General features: G+C 54.6%; 15 protein-coding genes. 14 read left to right on the top strand and 1 reads right to left on the bottom strand.

Annotated features, from left to right (window positions below; all coding sequences use genetic code 11):
* Position 1 precedes the first annotated feature (1 nt).
* Positions 2 to 448: a hypothetical protein gene (locus tag DWZ47_RS22320; protein WP_004327418.1), complete on the bottom strand. Its 447-nt coding sequence runs from the start codon at positions 446 to 448 to the stop codon at positions 2 to 4.
* Between the two features lie 198 nt (positions 449 to 646).
* Between DWZ47_RS22320 and DWZ47_RS22315 the strand changes: the two genes are divergently transcribed.
* Genes DWZ47_RS22315 through DWZ47_RS22250 form a run of 14 tightly spaced genes read left to right on the top strand, consistent with a single transcriptional unit; the run spans position 647 to position 21,572 of the window.
* Positions 647 to 1,684: a head maturation protease, ClpP-related gene (locus DWZ47_RS22315; RefSeq protein ID WP_117514730.1), complete on the top strand. Its 1,038-nt coding sequence runs from the start codon at positions 647 to 649 to the stop codon at positions 1,682 to 1,684.
* Between the two features lie 10 nt (positions 1,685 to 1,694).
* Positions 1,695 to 2,918, top strand: a complete 1,224-nt coding sequence (locus DWZ47_RS22310) for a BACON domain-containing protein (protein WP_005943934.1) — start codon at positions 1,695 to 1,697, stop codon at positions 2,916 to 2,918.
* Entirely contained in the window at positions 2,918 to 3,382 is a 465-nt protein-coding gene (locus DWZ47_RS22305) for an N-acetylmuramoyl-L-alanine amidase (RefSeq protein WP_004327421.1), read from the top strand. Before DWZ47_RS22310 ends, DWZ47_RS22305 begins: the two co-directional genes overlap by 1 nt.
* Before the next feature lie 12 nt (positions 3,383 to 3,394).
* Positions 3,395 to 3,781 carry a hypothetical protein gene (locus DWZ47_RS22300; protein ID WP_004327422.1) on the top strand — a complete coding sequence of 129 codons (387 nt, stop codon included), beginning with the start codon at positions 3,395 to 3,397 and terminating at the stop codon, positions 3,779 to 3,781.
* Positions 3,782 to 3,808: 27 nt separating this feature from the next.
* Entirely contained in the window at positions 3,809 to 4,288 is a 480-nt protein-coding gene (locus DWZ47_RS22295) for a hypothetical protein (protein WP_005846354.1), read from the top strand.
* A complete protein-coding gene (locus DWZ47_RS22290) occupies positions 4,254 to 4,577 on the top strand; it encodes a hypothetical protein (RefSeq protein ID WP_025066778.1) in 324 nt (107 codons plus the stop codon). The genes DWZ47_RS22295 and DWZ47_RS22290 overlap by 35 nt, the downstream gene beginning before the upstream one ends.
* Before the next feature lie 11 nt (positions 4,578 to 4,588).
* Positions 4,589 to 5,149: a hypothetical protein gene (locus DWZ47_RS22285; RefSeq protein WP_005943929.1), complete on the top strand. Its 561-nt coding sequence runs from the start codon at positions 4,589 to 4,591 to the stop codon at positions 5,147 to 5,149.
* Positions 5,150 to 5,152: 3 nt separating this feature from the next.
* Positions 5,153 to 5,644, top strand: coding sequence for a hypothetical protein (locus DWZ47_RS22280; protein WP_004327425.1), 492 nt, complete (start codon positions 5,153 to 5,155; stop codon positions 5,642 to 5,644).
* A gap of 38 nt (positions 5,645 to 5,682) precedes the next feature.
* A complete protein-coding gene (locus DWZ47_RS22275; RefSeq protein WP_005846360.1) occupies positions 5,683 to 5,883 on the top strand; it encodes a hypothetical protein in 201 nt (66 codons plus the stop codon).
* Positions 5,884 to 10,275, top strand: a complete 4,392-nt coding sequence (locus DWZ47_RS22270; protein ID WP_117514728.1) for a tape measure protein — start codon at positions 5,884 to 5,886, stop codon at positions 10,273 to 10,275.
* 1 nt (position 10,276) lies between these two features.
* Positions 10,277 to 10,741: a hypothetical protein gene (locus DWZ47_RS22265; protein ID WP_004326780.1), complete on the top strand. Its 465-nt coding sequence runs from the start codon at positions 10,277 to 10,279 to the stop codon at positions 10,739 to 10,741.
* A gap of 46 nt (positions 10,742 to 10,787) precedes the next feature.
* Positions 10,788 to 14,522 carry a hypothetical protein gene (locus DWZ47_RS22260; RefSeq protein ID WP_117514726.1) on the top strand — a complete coding sequence of 1,245 codons (3,735 nt, stop codon included), beginning with the start codon at positions 10,788 to 10,790 and terminating at the stop codon, positions 14,520 to 14,522.
* Between the two features lie 11 nt (positions 14,523 to 14,533).
* Positions 14,534 to 14,839, top strand: coding sequence for a hypothetical protein (locus DWZ47_RS22255; protein ID WP_005943920.1), 306 nt, complete (start codon positions 14,534 to 14,536; stop codon positions 14,837 to 14,839).
* A gap of 13 nt (positions 14,840 to 14,852) precedes the next feature.
* The gene (locus tag DWZ47_RS22250) at positions 14,853 to 21,572 is read left to right on the top strand and encodes a hypothetical protein (RefSeq protein WP_117514724.1); all 6,720 of its coding nucleotides are present in this window, start codon (positions 14,853 to 14,855) and stop codon (positions 21,570 to 21,572) included.
* The last annotated feature ends 172 nt before the right edge of the window (positions 21,573 to 21,744 follow it).

Raw genomic sequence — 21,744 nt, 5'->3', positions numbered from 1 at the left:
GTCAGGATAATTTTGATTTGACAAACGCGTCCAGAAGCGGGGTGATCTCCTTCGCCTGCGTGGAATCGTAGGTCCGCACCCATTTGAGCAGGTCGGAGAACACGGAGATGATGTCCGCCAGCCCCACTTCTGTTTCCAGTTTCTTGATGGCGTTCGACAGTTTGGAAATGGTGTCCGCTTCCGCGGCGTTCGGGAACCGTTCCCCTTCCGGTTTTCCCATGATGGCGTTGTTGAGTTCCGCCAGCTGCCGGTACAGGTTCTTCAGCTGCTCCTCCCGTGTGATGGTTATGGAAGCCTTCAACTGCTCCCAGTTTCCTTTGCCTATCCAGTTGTTCACAGTCACCCGTGAAACCCCCACACGCTCGGCTATTTCCGCCTGCGTAAGCGTCTCGCGGGTGTAGAGCGTTTTCGCCCATGCCTTTTTCTGCTCGTTTGTAAGTTCGGCCATATTACCTCCTTTTTTTACGTGCAAAATTGATAAGGAAAAGGAGCGAAAAAAAACGCGCTCCGCATGATGACATTTTAAAGCGTCATGGCAATCCTTTAAAGTCTCCATGATGAAAACGCGGTTTGAAAAAGGCTTTTAATCCCCCTAATTTCGCACCGTAAACTTTTGCAGGGAAGGACCTGCCAAAACGATAGTGACATGAGTAGATTTTTCAATATGATACCCGGAACCGATGCCTGTTGCATCCTTCTTTACGGTGACATCGGTGAGTACGATGATAACGTGCGCAGCGGTGATATCGCCCGTGAACTTCTGGAAGCGGAAGCCCTGACCGGGAAGGTGGACGTGCGTATCAACAGCAACGGCGGTGAGGTTTATTCGGGCATCGCCATTTTCAATGCCTTGAAGAACAGCAAGGCCGACATTACCATCTACGTGGACGGCATCGCCGCCAGCATGGCCTCCGTCATCGCCCTTTGCGGCAAGCCCGTCCGGATGAGCCGTTATGCCCGTCTGATGCTTCACAGTGTCCAGGGCGGCTGTTACGGCAACAAGGATGAGATGAAGGACTGCATCCGTGAGATCGAGGCGCTTGAGGATACCCTTTGCGAGATGTATGCCACCCGTATGGGCAAGGACAAGGAGGAAATCCGCGCGATGTATTTTGACGGCAAGGATCACTGGCTGCGTGCCGACGAGGCGCTGGCGCTGGGGCTTATCGACGGTATTTATGACGCTGACCCGGTACCGGAGGACAGTACCCCCGAACAGGTATTTCAAATATTCAATAACCGGCTGCACAAGCCACAAAACGAGAATAGCATGAATTTAGACGAACTCAAGAGACGTCCGCGGTTCAAGAACTGTGCGACGGATGACGATTTCCTGCGTGAAATCGGACTGCTGGAAACAGAGGCTGGCAGAGTCCCGGCCCTTGATGCCGAGGTCACCCGCCTGAAGGGCGAACTGAAGGTGTTCCAGGACAAGGCGGATGCGGATGACGCTGCCGCGCGTAAGAAACTGCTTGATGATGCGGAACAGGACGGCCGTATCGATGCCGCCACCCGCCCCATCTATGAGAACCTTCTGGCAAAAGATCGGGAGAACGGGGAAAAGGCATTGGAGAAGCTTTTCCCAAAACGTAGTGTCATGACTGACCTTCGTGTGAATCCGACGGGTGAAAGCCCCTGGAACAAGCGCATGAGCGAGATTAAGGACAAGTTGAACCATAAATAAAACATTTGCCATGGCAATAGTAGTAAGAAACACGAATTACAACGGCGAGGTACTGGAGAAAATACTGGTCCTGGCCACCACCGGGAATGACCTTGTAGAAAAAGGTCTGATCATGGTGATCCCCGGTGTGGAGAAAAAAATCAGCCTGCCGCGTATCAAGACCGGCAAGATGCTCCAGAAGCGTAAGGAGAACCCGACTTTGGAAGACTCGAAAGGCAATTTCAATTACTCGGAGAAATCACTGGATCCGGAGGATTTCATGGCGTTCACGACTTTCAATCCCCGCGCCTTCGAGCATGTTTGGCGCAAGTGGCAGCCGAAGGGCAACCTCGTGTTTGCCGAACTTCCCCCCGAAGCGCAGAACACGCTTCTGGATGAACTTAGCAAGAGTGTGAAGTTCGAGCTGGGCTGGCATTACCTGAACGGCGAGTTCGGTTCGGACGACGACCACCTTTTCAACGGTATCCTGACCCAGGCGGCTAAAGATCCGGATGTGATCGTGGTTCCGGCTCCTTCCGATACTTCCATGATCGGCAAGTTGAAGGCTGTCCGCAAGGCTATTCCAAAAGCCCTGCGTGAGAATCCGAACCTGCGTATCCTGATGAGTATTGACGACTTCGACAAGTACGATGACGAGCTGACCGAACGCGAGTACAAGAACACGAGCGAGACGGACATCAACAAGAAGCGTTACAAGGGTATCACCATCGAGACGCTGAATTCCTGGCCTGATGGCCTTATCGTAGCCACGCTCTGCTCGATGAGCGCTGACGGCAACCTTTTTGCCGGTGTGAACCTCCAAGACGACGAGGAGGTGATCCAGATTGACAAGTGGATGAACTCCAGCGAGCTGTACTTCTTCAAGCTGCTGATGAAGGCCGACACGGAAATCGCCTTCGGCGAGGAGTTCGTGGTGCTTGACACCCGTGAGACTCCGGTGTTCAAGGCAGTGGAACGCAGCATTTCTGCCGATCCGGCCGCTCTTTCCTTCAAGGCCGCCGGTGAGAGCAAGGAGGTGAAGGTCACTGCCTCCGGTGATTACAGCGTGGTTTCCATTCCTGCCGGTTTCACGGCAGTCGGTACCGATGGCTCTCTGACGGTCACCGCCGGTGTGAACAGTAGCGGCAAGGCGGTATCCGGCACACTTGTACTGGGCCTGGACGCCGATCCGGAGAAGAAGGTGGAGATAGCACTGTCCCAGGCGGCCGTTGATGAAGAGGAAGGCGGTGAGTGATGGGAAAGCTGAAGTATCTTGTCATCCATTGCACGGCCACTCCTGAAGGGCGTGAGGTAAGCGGTGCGGAGATTCGCGCCTGGCATACCAACCCCGTCTCAAAGGGCGGCCGCGGCTGGAAGCAGGTCGGATATACCGACCTGTTCCATCTGAACGGCGGAGTGGAACGCCTGGTGAACAATAACGAGGACGCGAATGTGGACCCGTGGGAAGTGACCAACGGCGTGGCCGGTTACAATTCCGTGAGCCGCCATATCGTCTATGCCGGCGGGTGTGCAAAGGATGGTAAAACGCCTGCGGACACCCGTACCTCCTGGCAAAAAAAGGCGCTTGAGAAGTACGTGAAGGATTTCCACCGTCGTTTTCCCGATGTGAGAATCGTCGGTCACAATGAACTGGCGGCCAAAGCCTGCCCCAGTTTTGATGTACAGAGATGGCTTAAACAAATAGGTATAACTCAATAAATCAACAACAACATGAAAAGATTTCTTTTATTCTTTGTGCTGATACTCGGATTCGTGTCAGCAACTTTTGCCCAGACCGGTACAGTACCGGAAGTCGATTATAGCGCGATGATCACCACCTTTGCCGGTTTTGTCGGTGGCGTGGTGTTGCTCACGGAAGGGATCAAGGCTCTGTTTCCAAAAATGCAGGGCTTGGCGACACAGATTGTCAGCTGGTGTGTGGGCATTGTGGCCGCCATGCTTTTATGGTGGCTGGATGCGGGCTTTGTCGCTGATGCCACGTGGTATATCGCGTTGTGTTATGGGTTCGGTGCGTCCCTTGTGTCCAATGGTGTTGCCGATACGGGCTTTGTCCAGTGGCTCATCGGACTGTTTGCGGGTAAGGATGCCGGCAAATAGGCTTTGACCTGAAAGACCAGTGTGCGTATGGACTTCAGTGCAGTCATGAATCTGGTGCTGGGCGGTGGTCTGGTAGCCACGATAATAGCCATCATCACCCTGAAATCAACGGTCAGGGAAGCGAGGGCGAAAGCGGAGAAGGCTACCGCCGAAGCCGAGACGGTACGGATTGACAACACCGAACATGCCACCCGTATCCTGATCGAGAATATTGTAGAACCCTTAAAAGAGGAACTGAATGAAAACAGGAAAGCTTTGCAGGCGACCCGGCGTGAAATGGCACGCCTCCGGAAAGCCATTGATACTGCCAACAGTTGCAGGCATCATGATGATTGTCCTGTTCTTTACGGGATGCGCGAGTACTCGAAAGAGCAGGACGGAGGTGAACCGGAACAGCAGCCTGTCGTCAAGCGCCGACAACGTGTCAAACGTGAGGCGGGGGCTGTTGATGGCGGGGATTCCGAAATCGGCGGTGAGCCTGACGATCCCTCCGGACAGCCTCCGTAAACTTCCCTCCGGTTCGTCCTACCATTCCAGGAACGGGCAGGCGGGCCTGACGGTGAAGAGCGATGCGGCCGGCAATATCATAGCGGAGGCATCCTGCGACAGCCTCCAGCGGCTGGTACTGTGTTATGAGGAGGAACTGACCCGTATCCGTAATGAGACACATGAGGACTCATTCACAGTTGAAACGGAATTTGAACGTCGCTTTAGTCCCGTTAAAATAGCGCTGGCCGCTTTTATAACCGGATGTGTTGCCGGCATAGTATTAACTTTCAAAATCAAGAAACAATGAATAAGAATTTCATGTACGGCGTCGGTGCCGTGAAATACAAGGACTTTGTGGTGGGTTACATAGAGAAGAATTCGTTTGACATGGGCGGGCAGAAACCCGAATCCGCCAAAATCGAGGCGGAGCAGGTGCCGGGAACCCCGGTGCTTATCATTCCCCAGTCGAATGGCAGCATCGCCCCCACGTTCAACGTTATCCAGCTGAACTACGAAAACCTGCATAGCTTGCTGGGTGGTACCATGCACTACAAGGAAGAGGACTCGGAAAAGAAAACCCCGATTGGTTGGACGGCCCCGACGGCAGCCGTGTTGCTGACCGGTCCGTGGGAAATAGCCCTTGTTTCGGGGCAGAGCATCCTGATTCCCAATGGCACGCTACTTTCCAATCTCGGCGGCAAGCTGACCCTGACAGAAACGGCGAAAATCGAATGCACGCTGGAAGTGGCCATGCCGGAAGACGGCTCCCAGCCCTATGGCGTATTCAATACGGATTCTATCCCGGAAGAGTGGAAACAGTATAAACTGCCTTCTGCTGAATCTGCCGCTGCTGCTTCCACTAACCCGGCCGAGGAGTAGCGTATGGACGAAGCTGTCATCAAGCAGATCCAGCGTGAGGGTGCGGACGCGCTGCTGGATATCGGTGTGAGCGTCCCGCTGAAAGCGTTTCATATCCCTTTCAGGAAATCCCCGCTGGAGCTGCGCGTGACCATGAGGCGGCCTTATATGTCCGGTCAGATTCTTTTTGCCCGGACATATTTGTCGATGGGGATCACCAGTGAGGAGATGTGGGGGTTCAGCAAGGAGGAGGAAATGCAGTTTCTGGCCTCTCACGGCAAGGCGGTGAGCCGTATGGTGGCCTATACCCTTTGTCGTGGTCCTTTCAGCCGCCGCGTGCTTTTGCGCCCGGTGGCATGGCTCATAAGGAACTTCATGGAACAGCGTTATCTGGTGGGTGCGATCAAGCGTTTTGTCAGCCTGATGGGTACCGACCCTTTTATACCTATTATCAGATCAGCCGAGCGGACGAATCCGATGAGCTTGAGACTGAGCCAAAGAAAGAAGGGGAGTTAAAGAGCCGTTATGAAGGCTCCCATAGCCCTTTCGGTTTTGTGTGGCAGATTGCCAGTGCCACCGGCTGGAGCGTGGACTATATACTGAACAAGGTGAATTACCAGACCCTGATCATGATGCTTAGTGACGCTCCCCGGTATGTCCGTGACAAGTCCGGATCTTCCGGTCCTGCGGATGAGCGGAGCGCCGAGGATGAAGCGGATGGAATAGTAGGATTTTTTCAAAGCAAGCTAAAATAGATGAAACCGGTACAAATAGAATTCCTTATGGTGGACCATTTGAGCGCCCGTCTTGACAAGGCCGTGGGCAAGATCGAGCGGATGTCCCAGCAGGCATCGTCCGCCAACAGACAGATCCGGGAACTTGACAGGAGCGGTTCCCTGTTGAACAACACCGTCGGCAAGCTGGCAGCCGCCTTTACTATCAAGGAGCTGGTGTCGAACATCACCAAGGTACGCGGCGAGTTCCAGCAGCTGGAGGTGTCGTTTCAGACCATGCTCGGCAGTGCGGAGAAGGCCGACACCCTGATGCAGCAGTTGGTACATACGGCCGCGACCACTCCTTTCGGCCTGGAGGATGTCGCGCAGGGTGCCAAGCAGCTTCTTGCCTACGGGTTTGAAGCGGAGAAAGTGAACGAGACGCTGATCCGCTTGGGTGACATCGCTGCCGGACTTTCCATCCCTTTGAACGATCTGGTCTATCTTTACGGCACCACCATGTCCCAGGGACGGCTTTATACACAGGACCTGAACCAGTTCACCGGCCGGGGCATCCCTATGATCGCCGAACTGGCCAAGCAGTTCGGCGTGGCTGAAAGCAAGGTGAAGGAGCTTGTGGAGGAAGGCAAGGTCGGTTTTCCCGAAGTGCAGAAGGTCATAGAGAGCCTGACGGACGAGGGCGGAAAATTCGGTGGTCTGATGGAGGCACAATCCAAAACGATAACCGGACAGATCTCCAATATAGAGGATGCCGTTTCAATGATGTTCAATGAAATCGGGCAGCAGTCGGAAGGTGTCATCAACACCACGCTTTCCGGTGTTTCCTACATGGTGGAGCATTACGAACGTTTCGGCCGTATCCTGCTCGGGCTTGTCGGCACGTATGGTGTGTACCGGACCGCCGTCATGACAGTCACGGCCGTGAAAGGCTGGGCGGTGGCTGCGGAGGCGTTGCATTACAACTGGCTCCTGCTGGTTGAGAAAGCGCAGAAGATGCTCAACCGGACCATGCTTTCCAATCCCTATGTGCTGGTTGCGACCCTGCTTGCCGGTGTTGCCGTGGCACTGATCTCCATGAAGACGGAAACCGAACGTTTGCAGGAATCCGAGGAAAGGTATCAGCAGCAGAAGCAGAAAACCATAGAGGCCGAGGAAGAGCACAGGCGCAAAATAGAGGAGCTGTGTTCCATTGCCGGGGATGAAGCCGTGTCCACGGATGCCCGGCGTGAGGCGCTAAACAAGCTGGAACAGAAATATCCGGATATATTCTCCAAATACGACACCGAGTATGAGAAACTGAAGAATATCAAGAAAATCAAGGAAGAGATAGCCCGATTGGAAGCCGGTGAGTCCATATCCAATCCCGCCAATGAATTGAAACGTGTGGATGACAGGATAAAAGAACTTGAAGGCAAGACCCGGTTGGCAACCGAATATTACCAGGACAGCTACGGGCGGCAAAGAGCCCGATATGTCCAGAAATCCGCACGTTCAAGGGATGAGGAGGCAGAGCTTCAGAATCTGTACGGAAAACGCAAGAGCCTGAACGGACAAATCCGCAAGGACGAGGTAAATGCCTATTTCGAAAACCTGACCGGTGTGAGTAACGAGACCCTTGCACAGCAGATAAAGCAGCGTAGAACCCTGCTTGCCCGGATGTCTGTCCAGGAGAAGGAATACGGAAAGATTACGCAGGGTGACGAAAATCTTACCGGAACTTATTCCCGTGACGAACTGAAGTATCAGCTGAACAAACTGGTTTCGGAACAAAACCGGCGTAACCTGCCCACGGATTCAAGCACTGACTGGGTGGCTGCGGCAAAAGAGAAATACCAGGACGCGCTCAAGGCTTATAACGCCTTTCTTCAGGAAACGTCCAACAGCCTTTCCCGTGAGGAGTTTGAGAAGAAGGCGAAAGAACTGAAGGATGCCGTCGATACCGCCAAAAAGGAGTACGACAAGGTCAAGCCCGGTGAGGATAAGGATTCCGAGGCCGAACGGAAGAAGGCGGACAAGGCGGAGAAGGAAGCCCAACGCCGCAAACAGGTTTCTGAAAAGCTGGGCCAGGACCTCGTCGGGCTGCAAAGGAAGAATGACGAGGCGGAGATTGAGATGATGACCGAGGGGCTGGAGAAGAAGCTGCGCCAGATAGACAATGAATACCAGGCACGCAAGGATGAAATAGCCAAGCAGGAAGCCGGTTGGAAACGTGACAACGCGAAAGCGGGGCAGTCCGGTTCGCTGTCGGAAGATCAGCAGTCCGAAATAGACAAGGCCCGTGAGTTGAACGAGTCCGGCCGACAGAAAAAAATAGCGGAAGCTTATCGGGAAGAGTTCGGAGTGATGCAGGAATATTTGCAGGCCTACGGCACCTTCCAGCAGAAGAAACTCGCCATCGCGACCGAATATGCGGAAAAGATACAAAAGACGACATCCGGCAGCGAGAAGCTCTCTCTCGGTGTTGAACGTGACAGCAAACTTGCCGGCATCGAAGTGCAGGAACTGAAAGCCCGTATTGACTGGGGTACTGTCTTCGGTGAATTCGGCGGGATGTTTTCCGATATGATAAAGCCTGTATTGGCGGATGCCAGAAAATACATGCTCACTGACGAGTTCCGAAATGCCGACCATGCCAGTCAGGACGCGCTTGTCTCTGCCGTCCAGCAGATGGAGAGGGCTTTGGGCGGTTCCGGCAAGGTCAGTTTCAAGAAACTGGGTGCCGAGGTTACTGCCTACCAGAAAGCCCTTTCAGACCTGAAGGAGGCACAGGCGGTGTATGCGGACACCTATACGGCGCTCATTGCCGCCCAGAAATCATACATTGAGGCGCAACAGTCCGGAACCGAACAGGAGAAGGAGTCCGCCCGGCAAGCCCTGGAAACGGCGCAGGCTAATGCCGATGCCGCGAGTGAGAATATAAACGCCTTGCAGGAAACGGCTGACAGTGCCCGGCAGTCCCTCTCGAATACTGCCTCCGGTCTGAAGACCAGTATGGAGAATGTGAGGGACGGATTGCAGCAGATTGCCTCCGGCAGTATCAGCGGGGCGTATAATGGCCTGATCACACTCGGCAAAGGTGCCAAGGAAGTGGACGGCAAACTGGGTGAGGCTTTCGGAAAGGTTTCCGAAACACTTGAGGATGTGCCTGTTGTCGGCTGGATTGTAAGTATTATAGACCTTTTCAAGGATGGTTTGAGTGTGGTCATCGGTGGCCTGCTCGACGCGGTGTTCAATGCCGTGAGCGGTATTCTTGACGATGTGCTTTCCGGTGATCTTTTTGTGACTATCGGAAAATCGCTGCTTTCCGGTGTGGGCAAGATATTCGACGCATTGACCTGGGGCGGATTTTCCTCCTGGACGACTTCAAGCAATGCCAAAGAGGTCCAGGAAACCATCGACCGGCTGACCGAGCGTAACGAGACCTTGCAGACGGCTATCGAGGACCTGACGGAGGAGATCAAGGCGAGCAAGGGTACAAAGTCCGTGGCCGCCTACCGGGATGCCTACAGGCTCCAGCAGGAGACGAACTCGAACTATCTGGACATGGCCATGTCGCAGGCCGGCTATCACGGTTCGCATCACAGCTGGAATTATTACTGGGGCGGTTTCTCACAGGAACAGATTGACCGTTTGAGCGGTCAGATCGGGCGTAGCTGGAACGGTGACATCTGGAACCTAAGTCCGGAGGAGATGAAGAAGTTGCGCAGTAACGTGGACATGTGGACGCAGATCCAGGATACCGGCAAGGGCGGATATGGAGGTCGTCTGACCGAGAAGCTGGATGACTACATCGACCAGGCGGGCAAGCTGGAGGAACTTACCGACCAGCTGTATGAAGGTCTCACCGGTATTTCCTTTGACAGCATGTACAGCAGTTTCGTGGATAACCTGATGGATATGAAGTATGATGCCGCAGCCGCGGCGGAGGACATATCCGAGTATTTCATGCGTGCGATGCTGTCAAACAAGATCGGTGAGCTGTATTCCGACAAGCTGAAAGGCTGGTGGGAGAAATTCGGCAAGGCGATGGAAGACAATGACCTTACAGAAGCCGAGCGTAAGGCTCTCCAGGACGAGTACATGAAGTATGTCGAGGAAGCCGTCGCTCTTCGTGACAATCTTGCCGCGGCCACCGGGTACGATAACTCGGGCGGTACGAGCCAGAGCGCCAAAACCGGCGGTTTTTCAGCCATGACACAGGACCAGGGTACAAAACTGGACGGCATGTTCACCAGCGGGTTGCAACACTGGTCGAGCATCGATGAGAAGATGGAGAGCGTCATCGACAAGATGAACACCGCCGAGGGGCATCTTGCCCGTATCGAGGAGAACACCGGCACGAGCGCGTCGCACCTTGGCAAAATAGAGGAAGAGATTCGTAAAATCAATCGTGACGGAGTAAAATGCAAATGATATGGAAAAGATATTAGGCGGTCTGGTACTTGTCAACGGTACCGACATCTGGAGCACATACGGGGTGTTCCTCGTTGAGGACAAGCGCGGCGGGATGGATAACCTGACCGCCATCCTGACCCCGAGCAAGACGAAAACGGATACGGCCGTGAATATCCGGGAGGAGGACGGGGAGAAATATTCCTCCGTGCTGACGCCCAGGAACGAGGCCCGTGACGTGACGCTTCATTTCGCCCTGTTTGGCAAAACGCAGGCCGGCTGGCTGAAGAAGTATTTCGAGTTCATCAATTTCCTGAAGAAAGGCCGTGACGGGTGGCTTGAGATTTCCTTTCCCCAACTTGCCCTGACTCTCCGTGTGAAATATACGGATTGCAGCAAGTTCCAGCCTCTGACCTATCTCTGGAAGGAAGGCGTGCACGCCGGCAAGTTCAAGGTGAAGTTCCGGGAACCTGTCCCGGTCATATAAATGTGATTCAAACCCTATTCAAACGACGTTTAAATAAGATACAGACATGCTGACCATCTATGACAGCAACGGCAACAGACGGACCGATATAGAGGCGGGTGACAGCTCCACCCAGGTGAAGGAGGTACAGGGTGACAATGTCCTGACACTCTCTTTCACGCATTACGAATATATCGCCCTGGACGTGAATGACCGGGTGGACTTTGAGGGTGAGCGCTACTGGCTGACCGAACGGTACGCCCCGAAGCAGAAGAGCGGCCAGGAGTGGGTATATGATTTGAAGTTTTACGGCATCGAGAGCCTGGTGAGACGTTTTCTTGTGCTGGAGACCACCGACGGGAACACCGAGCCTGTGTTCACGCTGACAGCGACTCCGCGTGAACACGTGGCCATGATCGTGAAGTGTATCAATGACGGAATGAACCACACCACCGACTGGAAAGTGGGGCGGGTGGACGGTACGGACCTTATCGTCATCGATTACGAGGGGAAGTACTGCAACGAAGCCCTGAAAGAGATAGCCGAAGCGGTCGGCGGGCAGGCTGAATGGTGGGTGGAAGGCCAGACCGTGAACGTGTGCCGGTGTGAGCATGGCGAGGAAATAACGCTGGGCTACGGGAAGGGACTGACCGGAATCGAACGCGACACGACGGGTACCGACAATTTTTATACCCGGTTGTTTCCGGTAGGCAGCACGCGGAACATAGATCCGTCAAAATACGGGCATAGCCGCCTGATGCTTCCGGGGGGCAGGCAATATGTCGAGATACATACGGAGGAGTACGGCATCTATGACCGTTACGAGCAAGACGCCTTCAGCGGCATTTATCCCCGCAGGATCGGGGCTGTCAGCAGTGTGCGCAGCGAAGATGTGAAAGATGACGACGGCAACCCTTTCACGGTCTATTATTTCAGGGACGACAGCCTGAACTTCGATCCGAACGATTACGAGCTGCCCGACGAGACCAAACGTGTATCGTTCCAGGACGGTGACCTTTCCGGACTGGGGCAGGGTGAGGACCACTGTTTCGAGGTGAATTTCAACAGTGCCACCCGTGAGTTCGAGATTATTACGATATGGCCCTATGATGATGACACGCAACTCCCCGGCGGCAAACTTGTCCCGAAATCCGGTGACCGTTATATTCTCTGGAATATCCGTATGCCGGACGAATATTACCCGCTTGCCGAGGAGGAGTTTCTTACGGCGGTGGAACAGTTCAATACCGAATGCTGGCAGGATCTTGCCGTTTACAAGGCCCCGACCGACCATGTGTGGATTGAGGAGAACGGTGTTTCCCTGTCCGTAGGCCGCCGTGTGAGACTTGAAAGCGAGGAGTATTTCCCCGAAACCGGTTATCGCAGCAGCCGTATCACGAAAATTACCCGGAAGGTGAACCAACCCGGGGAGATGGACATCGAGATCAGCGATGCCCTGCATAGTGGTGCGTTTGAACGGGTGAATGACAGTATCGGGGAACTGAAAAACTATACGAAGTCAAAGGCGGAGGGTGCCGCGCTTCCTGACATTATCCGTAGCTGGGACAAGACACTGCCTACGGACAACAATCTTTTTTCCGCGCGGAGAAGCCAGGCGGAACACATCAGCAAAAAAAAGAATGACCGTGCAAAGGGGAAGATCACCTTCGAAGCGGGAGCCTCTTTCGGACAGGAGGATAATGCGGGTATTGATGACAAGGGCAATGCCGGGCTGCTGACCCTTGTCGTGCGTGAGCTTCTTCGCAGTCCGAAATTCGTGGACGGTCTTTTCGGTGAGGGCTGGCGGCTCTGGATGGAGGACGCTTTGTCCCATCTGACCATCGACAAGCTGACGGTACGCCAGGTCATGGTAGTATTGGAGATGCTTATCGAGAAGGTACGCAGCGTCGGCGGCCAGCTTTGTGTCAGTGCCGCCAACGGGAAAATAAAGACCGCTGTTCTTGAGGGCGGTTACTGGAGGATCACCTTCGAGCAGGAGAACACTTTCGTGGCCCATGACCTCATGCGCTGCCAGACCTTCAGCGGCGGGAATTTGAAAAGCTATTGGGTTGAGGTGGCCGGCGTGGAGGGTGGTTCCATCCTCGTGGGCGAGGACGAGTTCGGCGCTTCCCTTCCGGAGGCTGGTGACGAGTGCGTGCTGATGGGCAACACGGAGAATCCGTTGCGCCAGAACCTGATCCTGATCTCCGCCACCGAGGACGGGCAGCCCCGTGTGGACGTGATGGACGTGGTGAAGGCGAAGAACTTCACCGGCTGCCTGCGTGCCCGTCTGGGCAACCTTGACGGTATCAGTGACGACTGGTTCCCTTCAGACAACCAGCCTCACGGTGATGGCCTGTACAGCGACAACGCCTACCTGCGTGGTACGTTCCTTCTGGTAACGGGCGAGGATATCAAGACGAAGTTCGAGATAGTCGAGGGGAAAATCGTCAGTTCCGTCACCGCCCTGCGGAATGACTTCGCCACCGAGCGCGGCTACCTGAATAACCCCGCCTTTGATGACGGCCTTATGAAGTGGAACACGGAGAACGAGACCGTGTTCTTCCTTGTGGGCAACCGGTGGATCTGGGCGAACGGTAACGTCTTGACGAGGAAGGGTGACAGCGCGAGCGTGACCGAGGATGACGGCCGTACGGTTGTCCGGATTCGTAACAAGTACATCCTCCAGAAACGTGAGAACCTGAAAAGTATTCCCTCCATGCCTGAAAATGACAGTGGGGAGAAGGAAGCCGTCCCGGTGTTCCTGACTTTCTTTTACCGCTGTGCCAAGGCCGGCACGCTGCGTGTGGAGTTTGTGGGTGTGGATAAGACAGGCTTTGCCAATTTCAACAGCATGGAGGTGGAGGAAGAACTGTCCGCGACCGACGGGTACGTACAGTACACCTGTAGCGGACTCTGGAACGGTACAGGTGATTTTAAATTGAGTTTTACCGGTGATATTTACCTGTATATGCTCATATTGAGCACCGACCGTGTGGAATCCCTGACACACCGTTATAAAACCCTTTTCGAGCAGTCGGAGCGTCTGGTAAAGATTTCGGCGGCGGTGTTCGACAAAGACGAGAACCTGCTGGAAGAGACCGGCCTGATGGTTACTTCCAAATATTCCGGGTTGTATGCCATTGACGGTGATGGAAATTTGAAATCCCTTGTAGGTGTTGGGGGTGACGGCGTAAAAATCAAGGGCGATAATATCACTTTGGAGGGGCTTGTTACGGCTAATGATAATTTCAAGATTCTGGAAGACGGTAGTATTGAGACGCGCAACGCCAAGATTTACGGTACAGTGTATGCCTATGAGGGTAAAATCGGCGGTTTTACGATTGATTCCGGACGGTTGTACTGGAAAGCCGGTGATTATTTCGGCAATGATTCCCGCAGTCTGAAACTTGGTGTCTCACAAACGGACATGGAGGGTATTGTGGATGTGTCCTTTAATGCCGCCACGCAGGGACGGTTCGGTGTCAAGGCCGTAGGCTCGAATCTGGGTGGTGCCGCTATCTATGCCTCCAGCAAGTCCTCTGGTCAGAGCTATCCTATCAGTGCCAATACTTATGCCGGCTATTTTGACGGTGGTGTGCATGTGAACGGGGCGGTGTATTGTGGTGATATCCTGTCGAACAATTACGGTACGGGATGGAGCCTGGCCAGCGATGGGACATACAGTTACCGAAAGGGTGTTTCAGGTACCTTCCAGTGGGCTGTAAAGAGTGATTTTATAACTTATAACTATACCCTTGAGGTTGTTAATGGAATTGTCGTTAAGATGACATATATCTAAAAATAAAGGATATGAAAGTAAATTTTAATGTGTATTTTAAGGATTTCGACGGTAGCGTGCTGTTGATTGATAAGAAACCCCAGTGTATGGGAGTCATAGTCTCCCAGTGCCTGTTCAACGGTACCGGTTTCCGTCCGAGCGGTAATATTCAGACGGATAATGAAAAGAAATTACATGCTTACAGTCTTTGCATGAGGATTATGGGTTCCGATGCGGATGTGGATCTGACATCGGAGGATGCGGTTTTGATAAAGGAAGCTGTTACCGGTCTTACTCCGGGCTGTTATTCCCAAATAGTGAAACAGATAGAAGGGTAATGGAGGATTAGCTATGACAAATGCGGAAAAACAGGAGATCCTGAACGCTATCAAGGCCGAGAGCCAGAGCGTTGATGAACTTGTGGAGGTCAGCTCCCTTGACAATATCAAAAGTCTCCCCGCCCTTCGCGGCAGTGAGCTGGTGAGTGCTCCGCTTACCCTTTTGCGTAAACCGGCCGATGATGCCGCTGCCACAGCGAATGCGTCTGCCACGAAAGCGGATAATGCTGCGGCTTTGGCGAATAAAGCTGCGGGTATGGCGTCTGATGCGGCCGGTACCGCCAATCAGGCTGCTGAAACTGCAAATTCCGCCGCGGCAGCGGCATCCGCGGCTGCGAAACAGGCGGAGGATGCCGCCGCCGGTGTGAACGACGGTTTGGTCGGTGGCATGACGGCCGTCCCTGATGAGGAGAACGACACGGTGAAACTCACCCTGCTGGGGAAGACCGGGACGGAGATTGCCTCCGTTGATATTCCCGGTGGTACGGGTGGTGGCGGTAACACGTATAATGTGACGGCGGAAGTCCCTTTGGAGAGCGGTTATTATGTCCTTTCCTCCGCGATCGGTGCCGTGGATGAGAAATACCGTTACAAGGGCCGTTGCATCACCTATGAAGTCTCGCAGGGCAAATGGGAGACCAAACAGTTCGTGGGGACAAGTCTGTCGAGCTGGGAGCAGGAGGCGAGCTGGGAGGACTTCGGCGGTGCCGGAACGATGAAGAGCCTGACGGTGAACGGCGAGAAGAAAGTTCCCGACAGCGAGGGCAACGTGGATCTGACCATCGACAAGCTGGAAGTGGACGAGAGTCTGGATGCTGACAGTACCAATCCCGTCCAGAACAAGACCGTCGCCGCCAAATTCCAGGAGGTGGAAGCCAGTACCGTGTTCGGCATGAGCGCGGAAGTGAGCGACGACGAGAGTAGTGTCCGCCTTGCGCTGACCAACAAGAGCGGGGCGGAGATCGCGAGCGTTGACATCCCGGCCGGCAGCGGTGGCGGCGGTGAGTCCTCCACCACCAAGATCGTGCTGCTTGCCGAGACCGACAAGAAAACCGTGAAGGAAGGCGGAGCGGTGAAACTTACCTATACCTATGACCACCAGGTTGCCGGCGGTGATGACAAGGGTAGCAGTACCGGACAGAAAGCGACCGTCACCATCCAGGTGAAGCGCGGGACGACCACCACTTATTCCTCCTCGCTGAAGGAAGTGAGCAAGGGTACCTATACCCTTGACCTGACCAAATACCTGCTGGTGGGCACGAGCGATATCTACGTCATTGCCGAGACTACCGATCCCACCACGGGTAAGGCGCAGAAGAAGCAGGCGTACGTGAGCGTGAAGAGCGTCACCCTGTCCCTTTCCTGCGGTTACAACCTGGCGGCCACCATCCAGAACGGCGGTTACGGTACCTATGATTCCGCGAGTATACCCTACGCCGTGAGCGGTACCGGCACGAAAACCGTCAGCCTGTACGTGGACGGTGTACAGCAGAACGCGCATACGGTCACCCGCAGCGGCACGACGAACGGCAGTTTCGAGGTTTCCATGACCGGCCTGTCCGTGGGGCGGCATACCGCCCAGCTGGTGGCCGAGATGGAAACTGACGACCTCACGCTGAAAAGCGAGAGCATCCATATCGACCTGCTGAAGGCCGGAACCGGCGCGCCCTTCATCGGTTTGAAGCTCATTCATGCCGACGGGCATGTCCTCGGACGGGACGAGCATCTGGAGCCGGTCCTTGAAGCCGGCCGCTACGAGAAGCTCACTTTCGACTGGGTGGCCTATGATCCCGACCGTGTGCCCGCTGAAGTGGAGTTCTGGAAAAACGGCGTCAAGAGCAGTACCGTGAGCGCTCCCCGCAGCATGATGACCTACAGTAACCGGTTTACCGAGGAAGGCACGCAGACGCTTGTCCTGAAAGCCGGTCCGACCGGGTACACTTTGCGCATCGACGTGGGTGAGAGCGGTATCGATATCAGCGAGGCCACCTACGGCCTAGCGGTCAAGCTTGACGCGGCGGGTCGCAGCAACGGGGAGAGTAACCCCGGAACATGGGAGTCGAACGGCGTGGAGACCACGTTCGAGGGTTTTGACTGGAGCAGCAACGGCTGGACGGGTGAGGCGCTGAAGCTGACCAACGGTGCGAAAGCCGTCATCGGCTACCGGCCCTTTGCCACCGATGTGAAAAGTACGGGGCTGACCATTGAACTGACCCTCCGGGTAAGCAATCCCACTGACAGCGATACCGCAGTTGTGGACTGTCTCGACAGTGGCAAGGGGCTTTATATCACCCCTTCGGAAGCGAGTTTCAAGACCGGTGAGAAAGTGTCCTATACCAACGAGGACGACGAGCTGGTGGAGCGTGAGATCAAGCTGGGCACGAATTATGTGGAAGACCGGTGGATCAAGGTGGCCCTCATGGTGGGTACCCGCAATGAGAGCCGTCTGATGGAGCTTTATGTGGACGGCAACCGTACCGGTGCCGACATCTACGACAACGCCTTCAGCTTCCGCCAGGACAATCCGAAATATATCACCATTGACAGCGCCGGGGCGGACGTGGAGGTAAAGAGCGTGCGTATCTATACCCGCCGGTTGAGTGACGACGAGGAACTGGAGAACCGGATGGTGGACAGTGCGGACGGTGAGGAGATGATCGCGCTGTACGAAGAGAACGATATCCTGGGTGATACCGACACTGTGGATATGGACAAGCTGCGTGCCAAGGGCAAGGGGGTGCTGCGTATCGTGCGCCAGAACAAGCTCGATGACGTGTATGCCGAGAACAACAAGAAGACGGACTTTTCGGCTGATATCTTCTATTACTCCCCTTTCGGATCCGAATACGACTTCATGCTTCGTGACTGTTATATCCGTATTCAGGGTACCAGTTCCACGAAATATCCGAGCAAGAACATCCGTATCTATATCAGCAAGGGCGGCACGAACCTTAGCTTCACCGTTGGCGGCAAGGAGCAGGCGGAAAAGAAATATCCTGTCCGTCCCGGTGGCATCGCCATGAACCTGATCTGTCTGAAGAGTGATTATTCCGACTCGTCCATGTCGCTGAACACAGGCGGTGCCAAACTGTTCAACGACGTGCTGAAGGAGATGGGGCTTCTCACCCCTCCGCAGCGTTACCAGTACGAGACGGGCGGCAGCGATTTGAACGCGGTCACCGTGCGTACCGCTATCGACGGTGTGCCTATCGACATGTTTGTGGCGGCTGCGGAGGACGGCGAGAACGACTATGTGGGGCAGTACAACTTCAACAACGAGAAAAGCAAGAGCGGCGACCTGTTCGGCCTTAGTGGCGTGGAGGGTTACGATCCTGCCTGTCCCCTCACTCTGGAAATGCTGAACAATACCGAGGCCATGTGCCTTTTCAAGACCACAAGTGACGCTCATCTGGAGGAGGTGTTTGATGCCGGTGCCGAGACCAACGTTCCGGATGATGTGAAATGGGCGGGCCTTGACGAGTCGCAGCGTACGGCCGTGAAACGGTTGTACGCATGGATACGCTCGTGTGTTCCGGACGGTGCGACGAGCGCCGACCTCTCCACTTTTAAGAGCGAGAAGTTCAGGGACGAGATAAGTGACTATTTCGACAAGGCTTTCCTGCTGACGTATTACCTCTGGACGGACTATTTCCTTGCCGTTGACCAGCGTGCGAAGAACATGATGCTGCGCACGTGGGACGGCCTGATATGGTACATCACCTACTACGACGGTGATACCCAGATGGGAAAACGCAACGACTGTTTCCTGGTGTATGACTACACCACCGACCGCGACACTTATGATGCCGAGGCCGGGAAATATGCCTTTGAAGGCCGTGACAGCTGGCTTTGGAACCTCGTTCTGGCCAACCTGGACGCTGACCTGAAGACACAGGCGCAGGCTCTTCGCGGTGTACTTACCACCAGCCGTGTCCTGGACATGCTGAACGTGGAGCAGGCGGGCAACTGGTGCGACCGTGCCTATAACAAGAGCGGCGAGCTGAAGTACATCCTGCCCGCCACGCAGGAGATGTACGGCAAGGTGTGGCCGTTCATCTACGCCCTTCAGGGCAGTAACCGTGCGCACCGTGAATATTTCGTGCGTAATCGTTTCGCCCTTCTGGATGCCAAGTACGGCACGAGCAATTTCACCAGTGACAACATCGACCTCTATCTGGCACGTACGGCTGCTGACACCCCCGACGTGCTGAAGATTACGGCCAACGAGGTTTATGCTTTCGGCTACGGTACGAACAACAGCCCGAATATAGGGAATACCGGCATCATCAAGAAAGATGCGGCTGCGAGCCTTTCCATCACCGGTGCCTATACGGTGAACGATCCCTTGAGGGTTTATGGCGCGAGCCGTATGAAGGTGCTGGATATGAGCGGGGCCGCCGACCACCTGAAAAACGCTTTCGACCTGGGCAAATGTACCGTGCTGCGCGAACTGAACCTTCAAAGTTCCGGCAACGGCAGTACCGGCTGGTGGTTGAACATCGGCAACTGCAAGCAGCTACGTAAACTCAACCTTCGTAACCAGGCACAGGCGAAAACCGGGGGAAGTACCAGTACCGAGCTGGATTTGAGTGCGCAGACCAAGCTGGAAGAACTTGAGGCCCGCGGTACGCAGGTGCAGAGCGTGGTGCTAGCCAAGGGTTCTCCCGTGACGCTGCTCCACCTTCCCGGTACACTGACCAGCCTCCGTCTGGAATATCTGGGCAGACTGACCACCGGCGGGCTGACATTAGAAAGCTACAGCAAGGTGAAGACCTTCATCTTTGACAGTTGTCCAGGTATTGACTGGGAAACCCTGCTGGGCCGTTGCACGGGTGTGGAACGTATCAGAGTAACCGGTATTGACCGCGAGGATGACGGTACGTGGCTGAATAAGTTTGTCGGGATGGGCGGTGTGGATTCCGATGGCAATACTACGGACACGTGCGCTTTGGTGGGTACGGTACAGCTCACGCGCTACATTGATGACGATACGTACAGCGCTCTGAAGGCGCACTTCCCGGAACTGAATATCCGGCAGCCGGAATACACGATGATCGAGTTCGACGACGAGGTATCGGATGACGCGAACGTGAGCAACCTTGACAACGGTACCGGCTACAAGTATGACAACGCGTATGAGGTGAGCGGTCATATTTCCGCCATCCTGAAGCAGCGTCACCGTGTACTTGCTAAAGTGACTAAAAAAGCGACGACGCGGGGTGTGAACATGGCGAACGTTGATACCACGGTGAACAACCTGGACGGTGAGATGACCTACTACCCGCTGGACGACACGGACAGCAACAAGTACGCCGACGGCACGGCTGCCAGACTGGACGGCACTGAAGGTGACTGGATGATGTACGAGCCCTTCTTCTGGAGCAAGGGTATCAATGATTACCTGAACGGCAAGCATTACTCCTGTTACAGCAGTAACGGTTCGGATAACATGCCTTCCGTTCCGGATGCTGACGTCCTTACGCTTGACGACATTAAGGGCACGAGTGGCGGTTATCTTTCCGGTCGTAAGATCATGAGCGGAAAGGATACGCTTTCGAACAGCTACAGTACTGACAGTACGTATTCGGTATGCAAGGTGAACGTGGACGGTTACAAGCGTGTGCGTTTCCCGAGCGTTCCCGGTACAAGCCTTGTCGGAAGCATTTTCACAGACGATTCCGGCACGGTCATCAGTTCAATCGTCGTCCCTACCTTGAGCAACAAGTTCGAGGCCGGTATGTACCTGATTGCCGATGTTCCGGAGGGTGCCACTGCTCTTCACTTCTCCATTCTGAACACGGCAGAGTTCGATAAGGTTGTCCTTTCTAACAGTGACAGGATCGAGGATATGGAACCCGAATGGGTGCCTAATGACGAGCACTTGTGTGCCGTTGTGGGCAGCAGTGTTGTCGGTTCCAAACTTCGCGCCTGCATTACCGGCGGGAGTACTACGGCGAGCATGACCTGGGCTGATTTTCACTATTACAGTGTCCAGCGCGGTATGCAGCAGATTGATGCCCTTATGCACTCGCGCATCGCGAATCTTTTCTACGCGAAGTACGGTCGTCGTGACAGCCAGGAACAATGCGGCGCGGGCTCTCACACGAACAACCGTACTACGGGTGGTACTGCCAGCCGCGGGATGACGGACACGATCGGCTACGAGGAAGCCTCCTCAATCAACCCTAATGTGACGAACAGCCTGATAGAAAACTCCGTCCACCAGTATGCGTGGTACCGTGAGAAGGATGACTACGGCGGGGCCACGGTTACGCAGGTGAATAATATTTGTTGCCTTGGCTACGAGGACATCTATGGTCATAAATATGACATGATGGACGGCGTGGACCTCCCTAATGACACGGGCAATTCCGGGAAGTGGCGCATCTGGATGCCTGACGGCAGTACCCGCCTGGTTAAGGGTTCCGTGAGCTCCGGTATCTGGATTACCGCCGTGGCGCATGGCAAATATATGGACGTGATTCCGGTGGGTTCCGTTTCGGGTTCCTCCTCGACAAATTACTGCGACATCTACTACATATCCACTGCCTCCGGCCGTGTGGTCTATCGTGGCAACAACTTCGCGAGCCCGAATGGCGGTGTTTCGATGTCGAGTGCGAGCTACGATTCCTCGTATCCGAGCGCGAGCATCGGTTCTCGTCTGGCCTTCCGCGGTCGGCTCGTCAGGGCGTCGAGCGCCGTGGCGTTTAAAGCGATAAGCGAGGTTGCATGATCGGCCGCGTAAAGCGTCAAAGCGGGAGCGAAGCGACAAAACGTCCAGTGTTCCCCGAGCAGGGGAACGCCGTTCATTACGGGCGTCAGCCCGTCGAAAAATATTTTTTGACGTCAGGTTTTGTATCTGTTTGTTAAATAATAATTTGAAAATAGTACTTTTGCATTTGAAA

The sequence above is a fragment of the Bacteroides sp. AF32-8BH genome, assembly GCF_003435205.1.
GTDB lineage: Bacteria > Bacteroidota > Bacteroidia > Bacteroidales > Bacteroidaceae > Bacteroides > Bacteroides ovatus.
Note: the sequence above shows the minus strand (reverse complement) of the source record. Positions and strands in the feature narration are given on the sequence as shown.